Source organism: Paraburkholderia lebeckiae, assembly GCF_050436225.1.
In the GTDB taxonomy this organism is placed as follows: Bacteria; Pseudomonadota; Gammaproteobacteria; order Burkholderiales; family Burkholderiaceae; genus Paraburkholderia; species Paraburkholderia tuberum.
In genome coordinates this window covers 1,098,282-1,120,099 of sequence record NZ_JBNDLU010000001.1, presented here as the reverse complement: position 1 = coordinate 1,120,099, position 21,818 = coordinate 1,098,282, and the positions used below count along the sequence as shown (strand labels likewise).

Annotated in this window: 19 protein-coding genes; 9 read left to right on the top strand and 10 right to left on the bottom strand. The window is 64.7% G+C overall.

Features of this window, described 5'->3' with window-relative positions; genetic code table 11:
• Positions 1-127 precede the first annotated feature (127 nt).
• Positions 128-1,180, top strand: coding sequence for an NAD(P)-dependent alcohol dehydrogenase (locus OKW45_RS05310; RefSeq protein ID WP_018420855.1), 1,053 nt, complete (start codon positions 128-130; stop codon positions 1,178-1,180).
• A gap of 740 nt (positions 1,181-1,920) precedes the next feature.
• Entirely contained in the window at positions 1,921-2,877 is a 957-nt protein-coding gene (locus OKW45_RS05305; RefSeq protein ID WP_026225868.1) for a LysR family transcriptional regulator, read from the top strand.
• Positions 2,878-2,910: 33 nt separating this feature from the next.
• Here the strand turns inward: OKW45_RS05305 and OKW45_RS05300 are convergent, their stop codons facing one another.
• The 5 genes from OKW45_RS05300 to OKW45_RS05280 form a co-directional block, all read right to left on the bottom strand.
• Positions 2,911-4,056, bottom strand: a complete 1,146-nt coding sequence (locus OKW45_RS05300; protein WP_429466407.1) for a nucleoside hydrolase — start codon at positions 4,054-4,056, stop codon at positions 2,911-2,913.
• A 170-nt stretch (positions 4,057-4,226) separates the two neighbouring features.
• The gene (gene zwf, locus OKW45_RS05295) at positions 4,227-5,708 is read right to left on the bottom strand and encodes a glucose-6-phosphate dehydrogenase (protein WP_429466405.1); all 1,482 of its coding nucleotides are present in this window, start codon (positions 5,706-5,708) and stop codon (positions 4,227-4,229) included.
• A gap of 236 nt (positions 5,709-5,944) precedes the next feature.
• Positions 5,945-6,877 carry a bifunctional Delta(1)-pyrroline-2-carboxylate/Delta(1)-piperideine-2-carboxylate reductase gene (gene lhpI, locus OKW45_RS05290; protein ID WP_429466403.1) on the bottom strand — a complete coding sequence of 311 codons (933 nt, stop codon included), beginning with the start codon at positions 6,875-6,877 and terminating at the stop codon, positions 5,945-5,947.
• 129 nt (positions 6,878-7,006) lie between these two features.
• Positions 7,007-7,639 (bottom strand): cysteine peptidase family C39 domain-containing protein, encoded by a 633-nt coding sequence (locus tag OKW45_RS05285; protein ID WP_429466401.1) that lies wholly within the window; start codon positions 7,637-7,639, stop codon positions 7,007-7,009.
• Between the two features lie 47 nt (positions 7,640-7,686).
• Positions 7,687-9,027: an NAD(P)/FAD-dependent oxidoreductase gene (locus tag OKW45_RS05280; protein WP_429466399.1), complete on the bottom strand. Its 1,341-nt coding sequence runs from the start codon at positions 9,025-9,027 to the stop codon at positions 7,687-7,689.
• Positions 9,028-9,245: 218 nt separating this feature from the next.
• On the opposite strand from OKW45_RS05280, the gene OKW45_RS05275 reads away from it, so the two are divergent.
• From OKW45_RS05275 to OKW45_RS05265, 3 genes are all read left to right on the top strand, one after another.
• Positions 9,246-9,500: a helix-turn-helix domain-containing protein gene (locus tag OKW45_RS05275; protein ID WP_018420847.1), complete on the top strand. Its 255-nt coding sequence runs from the start codon at positions 9,246-9,248 to the stop codon at positions 9,498-9,500.
• A gap of 1 nt (position 9,501) precedes the next feature.
• Positions 9,502-10,842: a type II toxin-antitoxin system HipA family toxin gene (locus OKW45_RS05270; RefSeq protein ID WP_429466397.1), complete on the top strand. Its 1,341-nt coding sequence runs from the start codon at positions 9,502-9,504 to the stop codon at positions 10,840-10,842.
• 405 nt (positions 10,843-11,247) lie between these two features.
• Positions 11,248-12,102, top strand: a complete 855-nt coding sequence (locus OKW45_RS05265) for a helix-turn-helix domain-containing protein (protein ID WP_429466395.1) — start codon at positions 11,248-11,250, stop codon at positions 12,100-12,102.
• Between the two features lie 51 nt (positions 12,103-12,153).
• Here OKW45_RS05265 and OKW45_RS05260 read toward each other — a convergent pair whose 3' ends face one another.
• Positions 12,154-14,001 carry an ATP-binding response regulator gene (locus OKW45_RS05260; RefSeq protein WP_429466393.1) on the bottom strand — a complete coding sequence of 616 codons (1,848 nt, stop codon included), beginning with the start codon at positions 13,999-14,001 and terminating at the stop codon, positions 12,154-12,156.
• Positions 13,971-14,540: a putative pterin-binding protein gene (locus tag OKW45_RS05255; protein ID WP_429466391.1), complete on the bottom strand. Its 570-nt coding sequence runs from the start codon at positions 14,538-14,540 to the stop codon at positions 13,971-13,973. The genes OKW45_RS05260 and OKW45_RS05255 overlap by 31 nt, the downstream gene beginning before the upstream one ends.
• A 270-nt stretch (positions 14,541-14,810) precedes the next feature.
• Here OKW45_RS05255 and OKW45_RS05250 point away from each other — a divergent pair, with 270 nt between their 5' ends.
• Positions 14,811-15,758: a phosphoribosyltransferase gene (locus OKW45_RS05250; RefSeq protein WP_429466389.1), complete on the top strand. Its 948-nt coding sequence runs from the start codon at positions 14,811-14,813 to the stop codon at positions 15,756-15,758.
• A 40-nt stretch (positions 15,759-15,798) separates the two neighbouring features.
• Here the strand turns inward: OKW45_RS05250 and OKW45_RS05245 are convergent, their stop codons facing one another.
• Positions 15,799-17,466: an ATP-binding domain-containing protein gene (locus OKW45_RS05245; protein ID WP_429466387.1), complete on the bottom strand. Its 1,668-nt coding sequence runs from the start codon at positions 17,464-17,466 to the stop codon at positions 15,799-15,801.
• A gap of 181 nt (positions 17,467-17,647) precedes the next feature.
• Between OKW45_RS05245 and OKW45_RS05240 the strand changes: the two genes are divergently transcribed.
• Both OKW45_RS05240 and OKW45_RS05235 read left to right on the top strand, forming a co-directional pair.
• Positions 17,648-18,274 carry a glutathione S-transferase family protein gene (locus OKW45_RS05240; protein ID WP_018420840.1) on the top strand — a complete coding sequence of 209 codons (627 nt, stop codon included), beginning with the start codon at positions 17,648-17,650 and terminating at the stop codon, positions 18,272-18,274.
• Between the two features lie 205 nt (positions 18,275-18,479).
• A complete protein-coding gene (locus tag OKW45_RS05235; RefSeq protein ID WP_429466385.1) occupies positions 18,480-19,079 on the top strand; it encodes a Fur family transcriptional regulator in 600 nt (199 codons plus the stop codon).
• An 83-nt stretch (positions 19,080-19,162) separates the two neighbouring features.
• On the opposite strand, the gene OKW45_RS05230 is transcribed toward OKW45_RS05235, so the two are convergent.
• Entirely contained in the window at positions 19,163-19,687 is a 525-nt protein-coding gene (locus tag OKW45_RS05230; RefSeq protein WP_018420838.1) for a response regulator, read from the bottom strand.
• A gap of 515 nt (positions 19,688-20,202) precedes the next feature.
• Between OKW45_RS05230 and OKW45_RS05225 the strand changes: the two genes are divergently transcribed.
• Positions 20,203-20,934, top strand: coding sequence for a ribonuclease activity regulator RraA (locus OKW45_RS05225; protein ID WP_429466383.1), 732 nt, complete (start codon positions 20,203-20,205; stop codon positions 20,932-20,934).
• 48 nt (positions 20,935-20,982) lie between these two features.
• Here the strand turns inward: OKW45_RS05225 and OKW45_RS05220 are convergent, their stop codons facing one another.
• Positions 20,983-21,753, bottom strand: coding sequence for a TetR/AcrR family transcriptional regulator (locus tag OKW45_RS05220; RefSeq protein ID WP_429466381.1), 771 nt, complete (start codon positions 21,751-21,753; stop codon positions 20,983-20,985).
• Between the last annotated feature and the right edge of the window lie 65 nt (positions 21,754-21,818).

Genomic DNA, 21,818 nt, shown 5'->3' with positions numbered 1-21,818 from the left:
AACGGCGGCCCCCAACGCTCGCGCCCCGATCCCGGTTCATGCTGCGGCCCGCCGCATCCGCAACCCAGTGTTGCGCATCGCCGGCGCGTCGCATGTTGCGCCATCACCCTCTTTGCTGGAGCCATCCATGAGCACGACGTATGCCTATGCAGCGACCGACGCCACCGCGCCGCTCGCCCCATTTGAAATCCAGCGCCGCGCACCCCGCGCCCATGACGTGCAGATGGAAGTGCTGTACTGCGGCGTGTGCCATTCCGACCTGCATCAGGCGCGCAACGAATGGAAGAACACGATCTACCCGGTCGTGCCGGGCCACGAGATCGTAGGCCGTGTGACCGCAGTTGGTCCGAACGTGACGAAGTACAAGGTCGGTGAACTGGTCGCGGTCGGCTGTCTGGTCGATTCGTGCCGCACCTGTTCGAGCTGCGCGGAAGGTCTCGAGCAGTATTGCGAGAACGGTTGGGTGGGCACGTATAACGGTGTCGATCGCGTCGACGGACAGGTCACTTACGGTGGCTATTCGACGCAACTGGTCGTCGATGAGGCTTTCACGCTGCGCGTGCCGCAGAATCTCGACCCCGCGGGTGTCGCGCCGCTGCTGTGCGCGGGCATCACCACGTATTCGCCGCTACGCACGTGGGGCGTGGGTCCGGGCAAGAAGGTCGGAATTGTCGGCCTCGGTGGACTCGGCCATATGGGTGTGAAGCTGGCTCGGGCGATGGGCGCGCATGTCGTGCTGTTTACGACCTCGCCGTCGAAGATCGAGGACGCGAAGCGGCTTGGCGCGCACGAAGTCGTGGTTTCGAAGAATCCGCAGGAGATGGAAGCGCATGTGAATAGCTTCGATTTCATTCTCAATACGGTGGCTGCGCAGCATGATCTGAATCCGTTTTTGAATCTGCTCAAGCGTGACGCGACGATGACGTTGGTGGGTGCGCCGGAGCACGATCATCCGTCGCCGCAGGTGTTCAATCTGATCTTCAAGCGGCGGCGCCTTGCTGGCTCGCTGATTGGCGGTATTGCCGAGACGCAGGAAATGCTCGATTTCTGTGGCGAGCATGGCATTACTTCTGATATTGAAATGATTCCGATGCAGAAGATCAATGAAGCTTATGAGCGCATGCTCAAGAGCGATGTGAAGTATCGGTTTGTGGTTGATATGGATTCGATGCGGAAGTAATGGCAACTTTTTGGCCGCGCAGCGGGTGGTTTTTTTGCGCCTGCGGCGCGGGGTTCTGTTTTGTTGTTGTGTTTTTTTTGCCTTCGCCCTTTTTTCTGTGTTCTTAGGGCGTTGGCCTTTCCTTGATTTCTTGTCGGTCTATTGGCGTTGCCCCTGTGCGGGGCGGCACCTACTTTCTTTGCTGCTGCAAAGAAAGTAGGCAAAGAAGACAGCTCAAACCGCTAACTCTTAAGCGGGTCCCTCTGTATACCGCGGGTAGTGGTGCATCTGGAATCTGTGTTCCCGCACACTCCGCGTTAGTGACAAGGCCGTCATTCTTCCGGCGGCGCTGCGCGCGCCGAAGCACTGGTCTCAAACCATTGGTCGTTTCGGCGCGTCGCCGAGGCGCAGCCGATGGCCCCACTAACCTAAAAAAACACTCTGGTTTCCCTTGCATACCCGTCCGCGACGCACGTAGTGCGGAGTGGGATGGATGACGGCTTTGTCACTGCCGTGGAATGTGCCGGGGCACGGATTCCAGATGCACCACTGCCATTCGTGGAGCACGGTGCCCGCTTAAGAATTAGCGGTTTGAGCTGTCTTCTTTGCCTACTTTCTTTGCAGCAGCAAAGAAAGTAGGTGCCGCCCCGCACAGGGGCAACGCTAATAGACCGACAAGTCAGCAAGGAAAGGCCAACACCACAAGAACAAAGACAAATCCACCGCAGGCAAAAAAACAGAAAACCATTTGGAGCATCCCAGTGATCGACAGAATAACTGCAATGCGCACATTCATCCGAATTGTGGACACCAACAGCTTCACCCGCGCAGCGGAGTCATTAAACATTCCGCGTGCAACGGCGACGACGATCGTCCAGAACCTGGAAGCCCTGCTGGGCACAGCGCTGTTAGTCCGCACGACGCGCCGCCTGAGCATCACGCCGGAGGGCGCTGCCTACTACGAACGCTGCGCGCAAATCCTGGCCGACATCGACGAAATGGAAGCCAGCCTCCGTAATTCGACCGACAACCTGACCGGCCGCCTCCGCATCGAAATGCCCAGCGCGGTAGCGAGTGCAATCGTGCTGCCGTCGCTAGACGAGTTCCACACCCGTTACCCGAAACTCGACCTCGCGATCGGCGTCAGCAACCGCACCGTCGATCTGGTCTCCGAAGCAATCGACTGCAGCATCCAGCTCGGTGAATTGCCCGATTCCAATCTCGTCGCGCGGCAACTCGGCACGCTCGATCACGTCACCTGCGCGAGTCCGGCCTACCTGGCCCGCCACGGCACGCCCGCCGATCTCGACGATCTGCGCGCGCACGTCGCGGTCAACTGCGTGTCGCCGCATAGCGGCCGCGAATGCGACTTCGATTTCGAAGTGGACGGCGAAGCGCGCAAGGTCAAGCTCAACGGCTTCGTACAAGTCAGCGATGAACAAGCGTACCTGACCTGCGGACTGCAAGGCCTCGGCATGATCCAGCCCGCGCGCATCGCCGCGCAGCCTTACCTCGATTCGGGCTTGCTGCATGAAGTGCTGCCGCAATGGAAACCCGTGCCGATGCCGGTCTCGGTCGCGTATGTGAAGAACCGCCGCGTGTCGCCGCGCGTGCGCGCGTTCGTCGATTGGCTCGCGGAGCTGTTCGAGAAAGCCGGGCACGTCGAGCAGGATCTGTCGCGCGTGCGTCAGTTGCTGCGCGGCTTGCATCCCGCGTGAAGCGGGTGCGGGCGCGCGGCGCTCGCGCGTTGACTAGTCCAACGGCCGCACCGGCACCGGCCGCGTCAACAGATCGACATAGAAATTAAAAAACGCCGGATTATCAAATCGTTTGACGACCGTCATCTTCTGCAAACCCGGCGGCGGCGAACTCGTGTAGCCCCTTGCCTTGCCATCGTTGGCGCCGAAGCCCGTATCCACATCCACCCACTCCTCGACGGTCTGCGTCGCGAACGACGGATGCATCAGATAGGCGAGCGTCAGCGTGTCCCAGATGTTCGTCGTGTAGTTCGGATCGGTCTCGAAGCCGTCCTTGCCGTCGTATCCGTAGCCGTTCAGCGTCCTGAACAGTTGCGTGATGATGGTCTGCTTCGCCGGATCGTGCGCGACGCGGTCGTACAGTGCCTTGTCCATTTTCACGGTATCCGTCACGTCGAGCGGAATCACCGTCTGTTTGATCGGCAGACGCAGCACCGCTTTCGCCGCTGCGGGATCGAACCACCAGTTGAATTCGGCGGTGGGCGTGGTATTGCCCCGCACGTCGATCGCGCCGCCCATGTAAATGATCTGCTTGATCAGCGGCACGATCTCGGGATGCTCGCGCGTGGCCAACGCGATGTTGGTCAGCGGGCCGATCGCGAGGATCGTCACCTCGCCAGGGTACCGCTTGACCGATTCGGCGATGAAGTCGATCGCGCTCTGGCTCTGCACCTTCGTGTGCGTCGCGAAGCCGTCCGGCGGCGCGACGAGGTCGCTAGCCGATTTCGGCTCGGGCTTGCTCCATGCGCCAATATAGCCATCGCCGCCGGGGAATTCCTTCAGTTCCCGCTGGATCGTTTTGAAGTCGTGCGTCAGTGCGTAGTTGGCGCCCGCATAGACGCCGATCTGTTGTTCGACGCCGAGTCGTTCGACCGATTTCAGCGCATCGGCAACACCTTGCTTCAACCACTGGTTGCCCGACACCACGGTAATGCCGAGCACTTTCAGCGAGCCCTGCGCCTGCAATTGCGCAGCCATCACCCCGAGCTGGCCGTCGTCGCCGAGCGTGTTGTAGTCGCTGTCGATGATCACCTTCGGCGGATCGCTCCGGGCATCGAGACTGCTGCTGGCGCAAGCCGCGAGATCGAGTGTGGTTGCCACGCTTGCCGCCCAGATCAATGCCACGAGAATTCGCCTCATCGATGCCCCGTTTGGAATGCCGCTGAGTGACGCGGACAAGGAAACCATCATAGGCGCAAGCCGTATCAATGACGAATAATGCACGCGGCAACGACAGCACACGCAAAAGCGGCTCGCGACGCCACTGCAACGTCGCGAGCCGCTTCGAAAAGCGCGCTGTCAAAAGCCAGTTACTGCGATTCCTCCGCCCACACGGCGTTCTCCCGCGTCATCAACGCGGTCGATGCCGCCGGTCCGAACGTGCCCGCCGAATATGAGCGCGGCCGCTCGCCCGACTTCGCCCAGCCTTCGAGAATCGGCTCGGCCCACGCCCATGCCGCTTCGAGTTCGTCGCGGCGCATGAAGTGCGTCAGACGTCCGCGGATCACGTCGATCAGAAGCCGCTCATAGGCTTCCGCGCGACGCTCGGTGAACGCCTGCTGCAGGTCGAGGTTCAGGCTCACCGGCAGCATGTGCATGCCGCTGCCCGGCTCTTTCGCGAGCACCTGCAGTTGAATCGACTCTTCGGGTTGCAACTGGATCACCAGACGATTGCCGTAGGTTCGTCCACCGCTCGGGATGATCGAGAACGGCAGATCGGAGAATTCGATGACGATCTCCGACAGCTTCTTCTGCATCCGCTTGCCGGTGCGCAGGAAGAACGGCACGTTGGCCCAGCGCCAGTTGTTGATCCGCGCGCGCAACGCGACGAAGGTTTCGGCGCGGCTACCCGCCGGCACGTTGTCTTCCTCGAGGTATCCCTTGACCGCCTCGCCATCCACCGCGCCCGCCGTGTACTGGCCGCGCACCGTATCGCGCGCGATCTCCTCGGGCGTCATCGGCCGCAGCGAGCGCAGCACCTTCAGCTTTTCGTCGCGCACCGCGTCGGGATCGAGCGACACCGGCGGCTCCATCGCGACGATGCACAGCAGTTGCAGCAGGTGGTTCTGCACCATGTCGCGCAGCGCGCCGGTCTTGTCGTAGAACCCCGCGCGGCTGCCCACGCCGACCGTTTCGGCCACCGTGATCTGCACGCTCTTGATGTACGGCGCCTGCCACAGCGGCCCGAAAATCGGATTGCCGAAGCGCAGCACCATCAGGTTCTGCACGGTTTCCTTGCCGAGGTAGTGGTCGATCCGGTAGATCTGCGCTTCTTCGAAATGCTTGCCGACCGCGTTGTTGATCTCCTGCGCGGACGCGAGATCGTGGCCGAGCGGCTTTTCGAGCACCACCCGCGAATTGCCGTCGACGAGCCCGGCCGACGACAGGTTGTCGCAGATATGGGTGAACAGATCCGGCGACGTCGCCAGATAGAACACGCGGTTCACGCCGTCGCGCGACGCTTCCTTCAGGCGCAGGTAGTCCTCGGCCGCATCGACGTCCATCCGCACGTATTCGAAAATCGCGAGAAATTTGTCCCACGCCGACGCGTCGAACGCTTTTTCGTCGATGAAGGGCTTGGCCTTCTGCTCCATGAATTCACTGATGTATTCCTCGCGCGACCAGGGCTTGCGCCCGATCGTCAGAATGCGGGTGTCGGGCGGGAGGTTGCAGTGCAGATGCGCCATGTACAGCGCGGGCAGCAGCTTGCGGAACGACAGGTCGCCGGTGCCGCCGAAGATGATCATGTCGAGCGGCAGGTCGGGTGTGGCAGGAGCTTGTTGGGTCGTCATGGCACGGTCGCAGCGTCTAGGGGGAAGGCGTCGATCAGGAATCGGCGGCGGGCGGACGGGCTACGGCTCACGTCCGCTATGGCGCTTTTTCCGGCAAACATCTATGGTGCAACGTTTTGAGATAGTTTGCACGGCAACATCTGCCGCAGGTTAGCGCAAGTTGCCAATCTTGCGCGCCAGACAGTTGTTTTTTCGGGATATTTTGCGCGATTATTTGCCGGTTGGGCCGCTGACGCTCAGCCGCGCGCCAGCGCGTCGCGCGCGACCCGGCACGCGGCCAGATCCCACGCCGCGCAGCCGACGCTCTTGAACATCACCGGCCCCGCCGGCAAGGGCTGCGTCTGCTCGAGCACCGCGGCGATCCCGCCCACCCGCGCCCAATCGACACCGGCCTGGATGAAATCGCCGGCCTCGTGCATTGCGCCAGCCTGATCGTCGACGAACAGCGCGCTGCCCGCGATCGTAGTCGCGCCGATCTCGACCATCTGCGGCGTGAAAGCGCCGACGCCGATCACGAGCCGCTCGGCGCGCGCCGTTTCGTCGTAGACCGGCTGTTTGCTCGTGGTCAACGCGATCACGACGTCGACCGAAACGGGAATCGTCGCGCCCGCATCCGCGAGCGGCCGCAGCTCACGCACCTTGCCGCGCTGCGCCGCGCAGAACGCTTCGGCGCGCGCGGGCGCGCTGCCCTTGACCCACACGCGCGCGTCGGGAAACAGTTCGCCGATCGCCTCGAGATGATTGAGCGCCTGCGTGCCGGTGCCGATCAACAGGAATTCACGTGGCGCGCCCGTGGCGAACGTCGCGATGCCGAGCATCGACATCGCCGCGGTCCGGCGCCCCGTCACTGTCGGACCATCGAGGATGAACAGCGTCTCGCCGGTATCGGCATGGAAGGCCATGACCTGACCGTGGATCGTCGGCAGATGGCGCGCGCCGTTGCTCGCGCACACATTGACGAGCTTGTGGATCGCGAGATCGGGCGCGGTGGCGGGCATCGACAGCATGACGCCACCGGCGTTCAGCGGCACGACGAGCCGCTCGGGGCTCACGATGCGTCGTTGCGCGTAGTCAATGCTAGCGCGCCTCAACGCGTCGACGAGCGCTGCGTAAGGCATCAGCCGCGCGGTGGTGGCGGCGTCGAAGATCTGCGTGGTCGGGCGGGTCATGGGCGGAACGATCCAATGGGGGATGGAGTGGGCATGACGTCACCGTAACCGAGCGCGAAAAAATTGACCAGTCGTGTGGACGTCTACTGCCCGCCGAATCGCGACTCCGCTTCGTGCCCAGCGCGCCGGCTAGCTCGTGCCGCGGCTGAGCGTCATCCCCCGCCCTGCATAGAAACGCGACATCGTCGCGAACGGCAGGTACACGTCGGACTGATGCGGCGCGACGCCCGACGGGTTGTGAAACCACACGCCGCCGCGATCCCGCCCGTGCAGCAGGATCAGATGACCGCCCCGCCGCCGGTTCGTCCGCTCGGGATAGCGGATCTCGGGACTCACCGACACGATCGCGAGCGTATCGTCGTCGAGCCGCGCCGCGATCTCCTCGATCGACGCCTGCGGCAGCACGTCGATATCGAGGCCGAACGCCGGGCCGGCCCAGTCGGCGAACGGCCGGTAGATCAGACCGTCGACGCCACCATCGTCGCGCAACCGGTATACGCCGTGCCGCAGCGCGTCGTCGAGCAGTGCGGCGCGCGGCGCGTGATCGATGCCCCAGTAGTCGAGAGCCGACTCGAGGCACGTCAGCCCGCACAGGCGTTGCGCCCAGAAGCGATAGCGCTCGGGGTCGGCGAAACCGCTGCGCTGCCAGTGCGGATCGTCGCACGGGTCGCGCTGCTGTTCGACGATGTCGCGCACCCACTCGGGGCTGCCCCATTGCGTGTAGTACGGGACGTCGGCGCGGCGGAGGACGGGTTCGGTCATCGGTGGTATCGGTCGGATTGGGTTGTATCGGGTCGGGTTGCGGGGGGTTACAGCATGCTGCGCGGCCGCTTCATCGTGCCGTCGAAGAAACGCTGCAAACGGAACGCCGACAGATCGAGCGACGCCTCGCCGCCATCGTTGAGTTCAGCCAGCAGCTTGCCGACGATCGGCCCCATCGCGAAACCGTGACCGCAGAAGCCGGTCGCGATCGTCAGGCCCGGGACCTGCGGCGGCGCATCGATCACCGGAATGCCGTCGGGCAACACGTCGATCAGCCCCGCCCACGCCTCGACCACCTGGGCGTCGCGCAACGCCGGAAACAGTGCGCGCAGCTTTGTCAGCGCGCGCGGCGCGTGGCGCGCGTTCGGCTTGGGATGCGGGTCGCGCGGATAGAGCACGCGTTCGGCGTCGGGCACCCCGCCCGGCAGACGTTCGCGCAGATCGTGCAAACAGGCGCCGTTCAGATGGAAGCTGAACTTCTCGCGCTGCGTCCACAGTTCGGGCAAAAACCATTTCAGCGCGCGGAAATGACCGAGCGTCATGTCGACGTCGACCTGCATGTCGTCGGCGAGATTGATCGCGCCGTTCGCGCGTTGCCGGATGCCGAGACCGTGGCCCCAGAACGTCGACGCCGTGATCGGCGGCAGCGGGTTGGTGCGCATGCAGGTGCCGCGCACGGCCTGCTGCGGCAGTTCGAGACCGAGCGTTCCGAGCAGCCGCCAGCTGCTCGCGCCGGCCACGCAGATCAGACGCGAGGTACGAATCGTGCCGCGCTCGGTGACCACACCAGCGATCGCACCGCCCGCGCGTTCGACGCCGACCAGGCCGCAGCCCTCGAAAAACAGCGCGCCGGTTTCGGCCGCGCGTGCCGCGAAGGCCGCGGCGACGCGGCGCGGTTCGGCCTGACCGTCGCTTGGCGTGTACAGGCCGCCGAGCGCGGGGCCCTGCATGCCGGTCACCACGGCGTCGATCTGCCTGCGGTCGAGCGTGCGGGTATCGAGGCCATACTGACGCGCGACCTCGATCCATTGCTGAAACGATGTCCAGTCTTCGTCGTGGGTGGCGACATACAGGCAACCGCCCTGGCGCCATTCGAGATCGAAATTCAGCTCGCGTTCGAGTTCTTTCCACAATGGAATGCTGGCCATCATCAGCGGCACCTCCGCGGCTTCGCGACCCTGCTGACGCACGAAGCCCCACGCGCGCGATGACTGCTGCCCGGCGATCCGCGACTTGTCGAGCACCGCCACCGACAGGCCGCGCCGCGCCAGGTAATAAGCGGCCGCGCAGCCCATGATGCCGGCACCGGCGATCACGACGTCGGCGTGGCTGGGAAACGGTTGGTCGGCGAGCGTGAAGGTCGAGTGCAGCGGGTAAGTCGTGGTCATTGGTGGGCGGGTTGGAGAGGTGGGCGTCATCTTCGCAGTGCGGGCCATTGTCCGCAATGACGAGCGACGTCGGCAACGCGGCTGGTAGCAGCCGGCGCCTGCCGAAATGCCCCGATTATCCGTCACACGAATATTCGTCGATTATGCGTCACGCAAATATTTGACAAATATTCGTCTCACGCATAAATTGCATTTATTCGTCTCGCAGATAATCCGCCATGCTCCATCTGATCGCCACTTCGGACCAGCTCGCGCAGTTGCTAGCGGCCAGCCGCCGCCAGGCCGGCCTCACGCAGACCGAGGCCGCCGCGCGCGTCGGCGTGAGCCAAAGCCGCATTTCCACGCTCGAAACCGATGCAAGCGGGCTCACGCTCACCCAGCTGCTCGCGCTGTGCGGCGCCTACGGCCTGCAACTGCAGTTGCGCGACAAAAATCAGCCGAGCTCCGAGCCGGCACCGAACGTCGAGTGGTGAGATGGCCCGGCAAACCGCTTCGAAGGCATTGTCGGTGTGGGCCAACGGCGAGCGCGTCGGGCTCTGGCGGCTGCCCGCGCGCGGCCCGATGGAGTTCGCCTACGACGCCGCCTGGATCGCGTCGCCCGCGGGTCGTCCGCTGTCGCTGTCGCTGCCGTTCACGCCCGGCAACATGACGCACAAAGGGCCGCGGGTGCTCAACTACTTCGACAACCTGCTGCCCGACAGCGACGTCATCCGCAAACGCATCGCGCAGCGCTACCGGACCGAAACGCTCGACGCGTTCGAGCTGCTGCAGGCCATCGGCCGCGACTGCGTAGGCGCGGTCCAGCTGCTCGCCGAAGACGACGTGCCGGCCGGGGTCCAGCGCATCGAAGGCACGCCGCTTTCCGACGACGACATCGAGGCGCTGCTCGCGCAGACGGTTGGCAAACCGACGCTCGGCGCGCCCGACGAATCCGACGACTTCCGCATCTCGCTCGCCGGCGCGCAGGAGAAAACCGCGCTGCTGTGGCACGACGGCCAATGGCAACGGCCGCACGGCGCGACGCCGACCACGCATATCTTCAAGCTGCCGCTCGGGCTGGTCGGCAACCGGCTCGCCGATCTCAGCACGTCGGTCGAAAACGAGTGGCTGTGTCTGCGGATTCTGCGCGCGTTCGGCCTGCCGGTCGCGAACACCGAGATGCTCAGGTTCGGCAAGCAGCGCGTGCTCGCCGTCGAACGCTTCGACCGGCAGATGCATTCGAGCGGCAGCTGGCTGCTGCGTCTGCCGCAGGAAGATTTCTGCCAGGTGTACGGCGTGCCGTCGCATCGCAAGTACGAAAACGAGGGCGGCCCCGGCGTGCTCGACCTCGCGCGGATTCTGCAGCAATCGGTCGAGGCGCGGCAGGACATCGAGACCCTGCTCGCGAGCCAGATCCTGTTCTGGATGCTGGCCGCGCCGGACGGCCACGCGAAGAACTTCAGCATCCGCCTGCTCGCCGGTGGCCAGTACCGTCTGACGCCGCTTTACGACGTGATGTCGATCTGGCCGGTCGAGGGCAACGGCCCGAACCAGTGGTCGTGGTACAAGGCGCGGCTTGCGATGGGTCTATGGTCGCGCAGCAAGCACGATGCGTTTCGCGACGTGCAGCGGCGACACTTCAACGCGATGGCGTTGAAATGCTCGTACGGCGCCGACGCCGAGCCGCTGCTCCAGCGTCTGATCGAGCAGACACCTGGCGTGATCGAGCGGGTGTCGGCGGAGTTGCCCGAGCGCTTTCCGGGCAAGGTCGCCGAGCGGATTTTCAAAGGACTTCAAAATTCGGCGGCCCGGCTCGACACGATGCCGGCAAGCTGAACGCGGACCGCGCGTGCCGGCGCAAATCCGATCCCTCCGGACACACTTTTCATTGCGCCTCTCGCCTGGCTTTTCCGCAAGGGCGGACCTGCCGGGCTTTGCGGCAAGCGGCCGGATCCGTCGCCTTGCGCACTACTCATTCGTGGATTCCCTACGGTTTCGTCATCGATTCACCGGTAGAATGCCTTTTGATGCTCAATGCATCAAAGTCACCGGCACGGCCATGGCGTCGCTTGCATCAGCGGACTCGGCGGCCGGTCTGACAAAATCATAATGGTGAATTTTTTTGCGGTACATTTGCTGTCCCCGCGTGACCGATTCATGCGCATAGCATGCGCAGGGTCAGCTTGCGCCTGTCGACCGCGCTCCCCATGTACCTTTTAACCCGGCGGATTTTCACGCAGCATGGCCAACGAAACACACTCACCCGACTCCATCGCGGTTGCCGAGCGCGTGCGCGAGTTGATGAGCAGGCATGGAATCGGCAAGCGACAGCAAACCACGGAGCTATGCCGCATCCTCGACCTGAGTTTTTCTCAGGGGCACCGCAAACTGCGCGGCAATAGTCCGTGGACGCTGTCGCAGATCAAGAAAGTCGCCGAGGTATTCGACGAACCCGCGGCGCAGCTGTTCGGCGCGCAGTCGCTCGATCCCGGCGTCGTCGGCGCGATCGCCCAGGAGGCGGTGTTCTGCATCGGCGCGACCGAAATCGCCTGCACCGCGTGGGTCGGCGCGGCGCTCGAACCGGGTAGCCGCCCGGAATTCGTCGCCTATTCGCGGCTCGGTCAATGGCGCGTCTCGCGTCATGATGGCGCGCTGTATCAGAGCGCGTACGAGGTCCACAAGATCGAGATCTATCCGCGCCGCGCCGAGAGCGACAAGCCGGCCATCGCGGTGGTCGACGACGATCGTGCAAGCGCCGATAACCTGCGGGATTATCTGGAGCGCAGCGGCTTCACGGCGATCGCGATCTATGGGCTCGCGGCCTTCAGCGAGCAGTTGCAGACGCAGGTGTTCGACGGCGTGATCATCGACTGGCTGTTCGGCTCGCAGACCTCCGCGGCCGCGATTCGCGCGGTGCGCGCGTCGGAGAACCCGGACGCGCCGATCTTCGTGCTCACCGGCGAACTGCTGACCGGCAAGGCCAGCGAATCAGAGATCAGCGAGGTGATCCGCGATTACGACGTCGCGTGCTACGAGAAGCCCGCGCGCATGGCGATCCTCGTCGCCGATCTGTCGAAGCGGCTGAACCGCCCCTGAAGCGCGGGCGCCGATGCGCGCCCCGTTCGCGGCAGCGCCGCCTTCACGCGCTCACGCCTGATGCCGCGCCGCCAGCGCCCGCTGCAGGGCGTGCTTCAGATCCTCGTAATGGACTGGCTTTAACAGCGCCTCGAACACCGACGGCGCGCCAGTCGCGCCACTTTCGCCATTCCGCACGACCTCCGGCGCGTACGCGCTGACCACGATCACCGGCACGCCCGCCGACGGTCCATCGCGCGTCGCGAAGTCTTCGAGAAACGTGTAGCCATCGCGCTCCGGCATGTGCAGATCGAGCAGCACCACTTCGCAGCGGTGGGTGTCGAGCCACGCGAGCGCGTCGTTGGCATTGCCGAGTGCGAGCGAGTCGTAGCCCATGTGCGCGACCATTTCGCTGAGCGACTCGCGAATCAGCCGGTTATCGTCGATGATCAGCACGCACGGCTGCGCGCCGTCCGGCTCGGCTTGCTCCGCGACGTCGGCCGGCTCGACGCTTGCGACCGGCACGACCGGGATCGTCACCGTGAAGCTGGTGCCCTCGCCGACCGTGCTCGCAACATCCACCGTGCCGCCGAACAGCTTCACGAGCCCTTGCACGATCGTGAGCCCCATCCCCGCGCCTTCGAAGCGGCGCGTGCGCGACGCGTCGAGCTGCGTGAACTCCTCGAAGATCAACGGGATCTGTTCAGACGACACGCCCGGCCCTGTATCGCTGACGACGAAAACCAGCAGCGCCGGCTCTTGCCGCAGTTCGACGCGCACCGTGCCGGTCTCGGTGTAGCGGATCGCGTTGGTGACGAGGTTGTTGACGATCTGCCGGATGCGGTGCGGGTCCGACTCGACGAGCCCGCTCGCGCCGCTCGCCTCGCCTTCGAGCTCGAGCCCGCGCGTCCTGGCGGACATCGTGTGTTCATCGAGGATCGACGCCAGCAGCTCGCGCGGCTCGAAATGCTGGTGCCGCAGTTCGAGTTTGCCGGCGCCGAGGCGCGCGTAGTCGGTCAGGTCCTTCATCTGCGCCTCGAGATGGCGCGCCGCGGTTTCGAGCCGCTGGATCACCTTGCGGTCGGCATCCGAGTGATAGTTGAAGCCGAGCAGTTCCACCGACGAGACGATCGCATGCAGCGGCGTGCGCAGCTCATGGCCGATCATGCCGAGAAACGCATCCTTCGCGAGGCTCGCCTCGCGCGCCGCGCGGCTCGCCTGATGCTCGGCTTCCAGCGCCGCGCGCTGCTGGCGCATGAGCCGCGTGCGGCGCCGGGCGTTGAGCACGAGCAGCAGCGTCGCCGCCGCCGACAGCAATAGCAGCACCAGACCGCCCGCGAACAGAAAGCGGCGCTTGTCGATGAAATCGCGGTTCATCGCCTCGCGGTCGGCGACGTCCGCGAAACGGCGCGACAGCGCGAGATCGTTGACCTCGCTCCAGTGCTGGCGCAGCTGCGCGTCGATCCGCGCGGCACCCGCACGGTCGCGCTGCAGTACGTCGACCTCGGGCTGGATGTCGTCGAGCACAGTCTCGAGCGTCTTGATTTCGTCGAGCTGCCGCTGCAACAGAGCGAGCTGCGCGGAGAGCCGCTGCGTCGAGCCGGCCATCACGCGCAGCTTCGATTGCAGCAGCTGGAAGCGCAGCTGCAACCGCTGATAATCGTCGTCGGCCCCAGACTGATACAGCAGCAGCTGGTTCTCGAAGCGCGCGTACGCGATCTGCAGTTGCGCGGCGTCCCAGTAGAAACCGTCGTAGGTACCGGTCAGTTGCTCGGTCGCGCGCGGGTTCAACAGGTTCGCATAGAGCAGGTAGCCGATCGCGCCGGCGGGCGCCGCGAGCGCCATCAGCCAGATCAGCACGTACAACGCGCGCCGCCACGGACGGCGCGCTATTTGACGATGAGGGCCTTGATCTGCCATACGAATTTCGAGTCGCCGACCGCGCCAGTCAGTTCATCGGGAAAAGCGTCGCGCGGATAGATCAGAAACAGCGGCCCGAAGTCGCTGAGTTTCAGGCGCTGGCCGTTCATGCTGTACGCGACGATCACGCCGTAGCGTTCGCAGTCCGACACCGGCACGGTGTAGGTGTAGTCGTCGAACGTGTGGAGCTCGATCTGGGTGCCGTGCGCGCCGACGGCCTTCAGGATGTCGGCGAGCCTGGGCCCGGTGAACGTCGAGCGCGGCGTCCAGGTGGTCGAGGTCGTGATCGTATGCACGGGCAGCGCGAGCAGTTGAGCCTCGTTGAAGTGATAGGTGCGATGCGCGGCGTCGTTGGTATTGGCGATCTTGCCCTGCACGTCGAGCGCCAGCGCCGGCGACTGCCGCGCGCCCGGCTGCGCATGCGCGCAACAGACGGAAAGCCCGACGATCAGTCCCGCCAGCCCCGTCAGCCAACGCATCCGCCAGGGCGCACCGGTTCCGCTGGCTGCGTTGCGCAGCGTTGCAATCAGATTGGCCATTTACTTTTTTTATCCGTTTTCGTTGATTCGCCGGACCGCGGGCGCCACCACGGTCAGCCGATCTCATGCCACGCGAAGTGTTGCGCCGTGCCGAGCCGTCAAACGCGTGCCACCCCGACACGCGACCTTTGACCCGCATGCATAATATCGCCAAAATGCGCTGACTCAAAAGCGAGGACCCGCTATGTCGCGCCAGTGCGTCAGCGCGCGCCGCGCGCGCATCCCCGCGGACCATTGCCTTCCATCGCGCCACGCGGCGCCTCGATAGTCATGAACAAGCCGGTCCTGCCTCTGACGTACGAACAGCTCGATCACTGGATCGAATCGCTGCAACCCGCGTTGCTCGCCGAGCGTTTCGCGATGGCGCTCGGGATTCTGCGCGGCGGCGCGCCGCTCGCGCTGATGGTGTCGCACGCGGTCGGCGCGCCGGTCGCGTTCCTGCGCTACGACCGCCAGACTCGCGCGGTCGCATGGGATTCGACGCTGCCGATCCCGCCCGCCGGATCGAAAGTGCTGTTGTGCGAGGACATCGCGGGACGCGGTTTTACGCTCGTCGATTGCATCGCGTTTCTGCAGGGGCACGGGCTCGAAGTCAAAACCCTGACCGCCGCGGTCGATGATCTGAGCCGCGCGCAGCCCGACTACGCGATCGATGCGCGCGGCTACTTCGCCCTCTTTCCATGGGAGCGCCAGGCGTACACCGAGCGCTACCGCGACGACTGGGCGCGCGTCGAAGCCGGCGCCGCGCCCGCGATGGCCAACGACCACGAGTACGCGGCCTACGCGATCGACCTCGACGGCATCCTGCTGCCCGACGTACCGCTCGCGAGCTACGACGAGGACCTCGCCGCCGCGCTCGCCGAGCGCGACGCGCTGCTGCCGTTCGAGGTGCTGCCCGGCATCGACCTGCAGCAGGTGCGCACGATCATCACGGGCCGCCCGGAGATGGATCGCGCGCGCACCGAAGCGTGGCTCGCGCGACACGGCTTCGCTCACATGCAGCTGGCGATGCGAACGCCCGGCCTGCACGACGACAGCCCCGCCGGCGCGGCCGCGCACAAGGCGAGCGCGGCGCTGCGGGCGGGTGTCACGCACTTCGTCGAAAGCGATCCGGTGCAGGCGCTGCTGATCGCGCAGCAAGCGCCGCTGCTGCGCGTGATCTGGTGGGATGCGCTGACGCGCACGGGGATGCTGGTGAGCGCAAGGGCGTGGAGTTGAGCGCAACGTTCTGGGTGGGCGCAGCGCCCGAACGCCGCCGCTATTTGTCCTTCGCCTCGCGCAACTGCAAATGCCGCGCGGCCCGCTGCGACGCGACGACGATCAGCTTCATCGTCGCACGCGTCGCGCCGACGAACAGCTTGCGCGCGCTGCGTTCGTCGAACGCGTCGAAGTCGATCTCGGTGAAGATCACGCACGGCGCCGCCTGCCCCTTGAAGCGGTAGATCGACTCGAACAGCACGTCGCCTTCACGATACTCCGGGTTGCCGAACAGATCGTATTTGCCGGTGAAACTGCGCAGCCGATGCGGTCCGAGATGATCGAGCGCGCTCATCGCCGAGCCCTCGCGGCCGCGGAACGACAGCACCGCGATGTCCTGCTTGCGAAAACCGAGCGATAGCGCCTGCGTGATGGCGCGCTTGGTTGCGTCGATACTGCTATCGGCGCCCAGCGCTTCGTCGTAGACCGACACCGAAACCTCGGAGCCGTCGAACGGACTGCCCGACGTAAGTGCCGCGGCCAGCGGCACCGACGCGCCCAGCACATCGCGCAGATAATCGAGGATGTCGCGAGGACTGCGGTAATTGGTGGTTTCTTTCAGCGTGGTCCAGCCGGGCAACGAGACCGGCTCACGCATATACAGATTCTGCAGCGGGTCTTCGAGCCACCACCACGCGGCGCCCGGCCGCAGCAGCCGCTCGAGCGCGGCAACCCATGGCTGCTGGAAATCCTGCCCTTCGTCGACGATCAGTACGTCGAATTGCCAGCGCGGTTCGATCGGCGTGTCGGCGAATACGGCCTCCAGTTGATCGAACACCTGCGCCGACCGGAAATCGGGCGCGCGGCCCGCGTCGCGCGCGATCCAGTCGCAGAGCTGGTGATAGTTCGCGATTTTCGCCTCCGGCGGCGCGACCCGCGCGATGTGATCGGCGAGCGGCCGGTTGAAGCACACGTACAACGGCCGCTCGCCGCGCGCGACCGCGTCCTTCATCACCTGCACCGCGAGTTGCGTTTTGCCGGAGCCCGCCGTGCCGATCACGCGCAAACGGAACGGCGCGAATTCGAGCCGCCGGGCCCATGTCGCGAGTCCGCCCGAAAGGCGCGTGACGAGCGTGCCCGCCTGCCCGACGAGCGCGCTCGTGTCGGGCGTCAACGCGAGTTCGTCGGCGAGAAAGTGGTGGATTTTCGACGCGCTGGGAAGCCGCGGTTCATCGGCCGGCAGCGCTTCGCGAATGATCGCGGCGAGACGCTCGCGCCGCGTAGCGTCGACGATGCGCGCGGGATTCACGCCGGCGATCGCCGCATCCTTGACGATGTGATCGGGACAGTACAGCAGTTCCTCGATGAAATACGCGCCCGCGCCGAACGCCGCGGTAAAACGCCGGTGCAGACTCTCGATCGTATGCGCGAGCGCGATCGCAACGTTGCGCTCGGTTTGCAGATACACCTTGACGAGCCCCTTCGGCGTTTCGCGCAGAAAGCCGGTCTTCTGCTCGATGATCAGCAGGCGGCCGGCGGGACTCACGATCACGAAATCGGCCTCGCCGAACACGGAGAAGTTCTGGTTCAGGCGCGTCCAATGCACGCCGTGGTAGACGGTGTAGTCGGCGGGCAGTGCCTTCTCTAGAAGCGCGAGCGTTTCGCGTTCGCGCGCCGCCGCGCCGGTCGCTTCGAGGCTTTTCCAGTCGTCGGGAACAATGCGGGCCATGCGATGCCTCAATGAGTTGGGATGCGTGGTTTCAGCGGGCAATCCGGAGTGCGGTCATTGTACGCAACGCAATGTCGGCCGGGCGGCCCTCGCGCAAAGCCGCGCGGATCGTGTATCGTTACTGGCTGAACGCCGCGCACGCTGCGCGGCTTGCCAACTGTAAGAGAAAAGGATTTACCGGATGATTACGATCTGGGGACGCGCCAATTCGGTCAACGTCCAGAAGGTCTTGTGGTGCTGCGACGAACTCGTGCTGCCGTTCGACCGCATCGACGCGGGCCTGCAATTCGGCCGCAACAACGAACCCGACTATCTCGCGATGAACCCGACCGGCAAGATTCCGACGCTGGTCGACGACGACTTCGTGCTGTGGGAATCCAACTCGATCCTGCGCTATCTGGCGATGCAATACGGCGAATCGAGCCTGCTGTATCCGGCCGACCCGAAACTGCGCGCGAGCATCGACCGCTGGCTGGACTGGTCGCTGTCGACGCTGCAGCCAGTGGAACGTCCTGTGTTCTGGACCCTCGTGCGCACGCCCGAGGCCGAGCGCGACGCCGCCAAACTCGCCGCCGACGCGAAGGCGGTCACCGTCCTGTGGCGCCTGCTCGACACGCATCTGCAGGGCCGCTTCTTTCTCGAAGGCGACAAGTTCACGCTCGCCGATATCGTGATCGGCGCGTACGCGAAGCGCTGGTTCGGCCTCGACGGTTTGCAGCGGCCGCCGCTGCCGAATCTGGAGCGCTGGTATTCGCGTCTCACGACGCGTTCCGGGTTCAAGAAGTATGTGGATTTTCCGTTGACCTGAGCATGGCGCGGGTCGGCGGAAAGGAATAGGCATTTTTTTGCCGGTAAAGACCCTTGTTGTCCGTCGTAAACCATATCTGGGGGAACGCCATCGGCCGGGCGGAGCAAACCTGACGGGGCCACTTTCTCGATGAACGGGAATCCCGATTCTCGCGACGCTTCAACCGGCGCGGCACCTGCATCCCGCCTGCCTCTATAATCGACGCATGAAAACCGCCAAGCCCGCCGCGACCGGCCGTCCGGTCGCTTCCACACCTGCCGCCCCCGCCGCCGATGCACGCGATCATCAAGCGCATTACGACGTGCACGAGCCGTCGCACGCACATGGCCCGTCGCAGGAAGCGGCTCTCGCACTTGCCGAGGAATATTGCCGCGAACGCGGCGAAAAACTCACGCCGATCCGGCGCAAGGTGCTCGAACTGCTGCTGAACTCGGGACGCGCGACCAAGGCCTATTCGCTGCTCGACGAAATGCGCCAGATCCACGCCGGCTCGGCGCCGCCGACCGTCTATCGCGCGTTGGATTTTTTACTGTCCGTGGGGCTAGTGCATCGGATCGAATCGATCAACGCGTTCACTGTCTGCCATGATCTGACGCAATGCCAGCACGGCATTCTCGTCGTATGTCAGCAATGCGGCAGCGTCACCGAGTTGCATCAACCGAAGTTGCGCCAGGCCCTGGTCGCGCAGATCGAGGACGCGGGCTACCGGCTCGCGAGCGACGAAATCGAGTTGAAGGGATTGTGTGCAGCCTGTCAGGCGGCCAAAGAGGCCAGCGCGGCCGCGCCGGTGGCCGCGGCGAAATAGCGGCGCGCCACGCGTCGCGTGCGCAACGCTGTATGACGCGCTGCGAAGCGTCGACGGCCGTGCGAGCCGCTGCGAAGCGTCGATCAACCCGCCGCGCGGGCGTCGATCGCGTCGTGCAGCAGCGTCACCAGCGCTTCGGGTAACGCGGGTTTGGTCATGAAATGCTGGAAGCCTTCGCCGATGCTGCGCAGGCGGTATGCGTCGTCGGTATGGCCGGTGAGGGCCACCGCCACCGAGGGGGAATGACCGCCGCAAATCTCGTGGTCGCGCAGCCGCTGGATCAGATAGAAGCCATCCATGGCCGGCAAGTCGAGGTCGCAGACGACCGCGTCGGGAAGCAAACGCATTGCCGCCACGACGCCCTCTTCCGCATCGGCGACCGCGCAAACCTTCGCGCCTTCCGCCTCGAGTAACAAGGTCAACGATTCCCGGCTGTCCGGGTCGTCCTCCACCAGCACGATCGTGGCCTGATCGAGCCTCATTGCTGCGTTCATCGTATGTTGTTGCTCTGAAAAACCGGTTAGGCCGTCCGAGGAGGCCAAGGTTTCACCTTGTATTTCATTTTGCTGATTGCCGCTGATTCGCGCGGCCAGGGTGTTGCTGTCCATGATTCCGACTCGATTTCGCACGCCGGGTTGCAGACAGGTCCGCGATGTAAAACATTGCTTAACATCTTCCCGAGTACAACGCCTGCGCACGGTAACGCGCCAAAATTGCACGTCGATGAAAAAACGACGCTCGACGCATACCGCGCTTGAGCTGCTGAGTTTCCGCAGTTTATCCGCGGCTCGCCGATCGCCGGCACCCGATGTTCCGGCGCCGTTCGTACGAACCCGGTTCGTACGGCCTTCTCCGCCCGGTATCGATTCTGTCCTTTGTATTGTTCGCGCAACGCGGCGCTGTCGTTCGTTTTGCGTCGCTCGCATCCGACGACACTGTAAGCACGTCGCGTGCCTCGTTGCAGCGGTTCGCGTCACGTAAAGAAGGGCTCGGTCGCGGTTGCCGATGTCGCGGCGATGAATGGCGCTGGCCTGCTAACCGGTGATGTCGCGGCGCTATCATCGTGGGCGCGCACGCGCGCCTATCGATGCCCCCTCATCTCAACCCGAGGTCAACCGACACCATGTCCGCCACATCGCCAGCGCTTTCCGCCGCGACGCTCGACATCCTTCGTCACGTCAGCACCGCCACGCTGACCACGCAGCTATTCAAACGCGGTCTGCGCAACACCTTCATGCAGGGCGTCGCGCCGCTCGGTCCGCGGCGCGGCGCGAATCTGGTCGGGCCGGCGTTCACGCTGCGCAACATCCCATCGCGCGAAGACATCGACGTACTGGAGCTATTCGCGGACCCTGAGTACGCGCAACGCAAATGCGTCGAGACCATTCCGCCGGGCCACGTGCTCGTGCAGGATTGCCGCGGCGAGCGCGGCAGCGCGTCGTTCGGTTCGATTCTGTCGCTTCGTTTGCAGGTGCGCGGTGTTGTCGGCATGGTGTCCGACGGCCCGGTGCGCGACAGCGCGACGATCGCCGCGCTCGACATGCCGGTGTTTTGCGCCGGCGCGAGCGCGCCGCCCAATCTGATCCGCCATCACGCGGTCGATATCAACGTGCCGATCGGCTGTGGTGGGGTCGCGGTGTTTCCGGGCGACGTGATCGTCGGCGATATGGATGGAGTTGTGGTAATTCCGCTGAAGATGGCCGACGACGTCGCGCAAGCCGCAGCCGGGCAGGAACAACTCGAGGCGTTTCTCACCGAAAGGATTCGTGCCGGCGCGGCGCTGCCCGGCACCTATCCGCCGAACGACGAGACGAAGGCGGCGTTCGACGAGTGGAAGAAAAATCGCAAAATCTAGGGCGTTTTCAAAGGATGCGGCGACCGGTGTGCCACACCGGGCGCCAGTTCAATCGCCCTTGCCGGGCCCAATGCCCTGAACCAGCAACGCCACCGCGTGCCGCGCAATCTCCGCGCCGCCGATACTGCGGCGCAACGGATCGTTGCGCCACAGCTTCGAAGTGGCAAGCGGCAGAATCGTCATGCCGAGCAGCGTGACGAACACGAGCGCGGGTTCGAGCGATGCATTCAGGCGCCCCTCCTTCTGCCAGCGCGCGATCGCCAGCAGCGACGCCTTCTGATGCTCGAAACCAAAGCGCTCATGCATGCGCTGGCGCAGCAGCCCGCCGTCGCTGATCACTTCGCGCACCCACAGCGACGCGAACCACGGGTTGTCGCTCGCGATCTGCACGAGCCGCTCCGCGAGTTGCGTGATTGCCGCGACCGGATCGTCGGGATTCTCCTGAAACGGCAGCCCGAGGCTCGCGCGCAACGGTGCGAAACACTCGTCGATCAGCACGTCGAGCAGTTGATCGCGCGTCTTGAAGTAGTAGTGCATCATCGCGGGCGTGAAGCCGGCCTCGCGGGCGATCTCACCCAGCGATGTCTCGACGATCCCCTGCCTCGCGAACAGCGTCAGCGCGGCGTCGAGCAAGCGCGCACGCTGCTCCGGGCCGCGCGCGGCGCCCGACGGTCGGCCGGGGCGGCGGGCGGCCGACCCAGCCGGCGCGCTGCTTCCGAAATTCGCGGCGTGAATATCCGTTGGCGCTGCCTTGAGTTTGGGCTTCGACGCGTCGCGCTCTTTCGCGGCAATTCGCGCGGGCGGCTCCGTATCTGTCACGGCATTGTGCGTCGCGGCGTCGTCAGACGAGATCCTTGTCATTGCATGGAATTTGACGTGAGGGG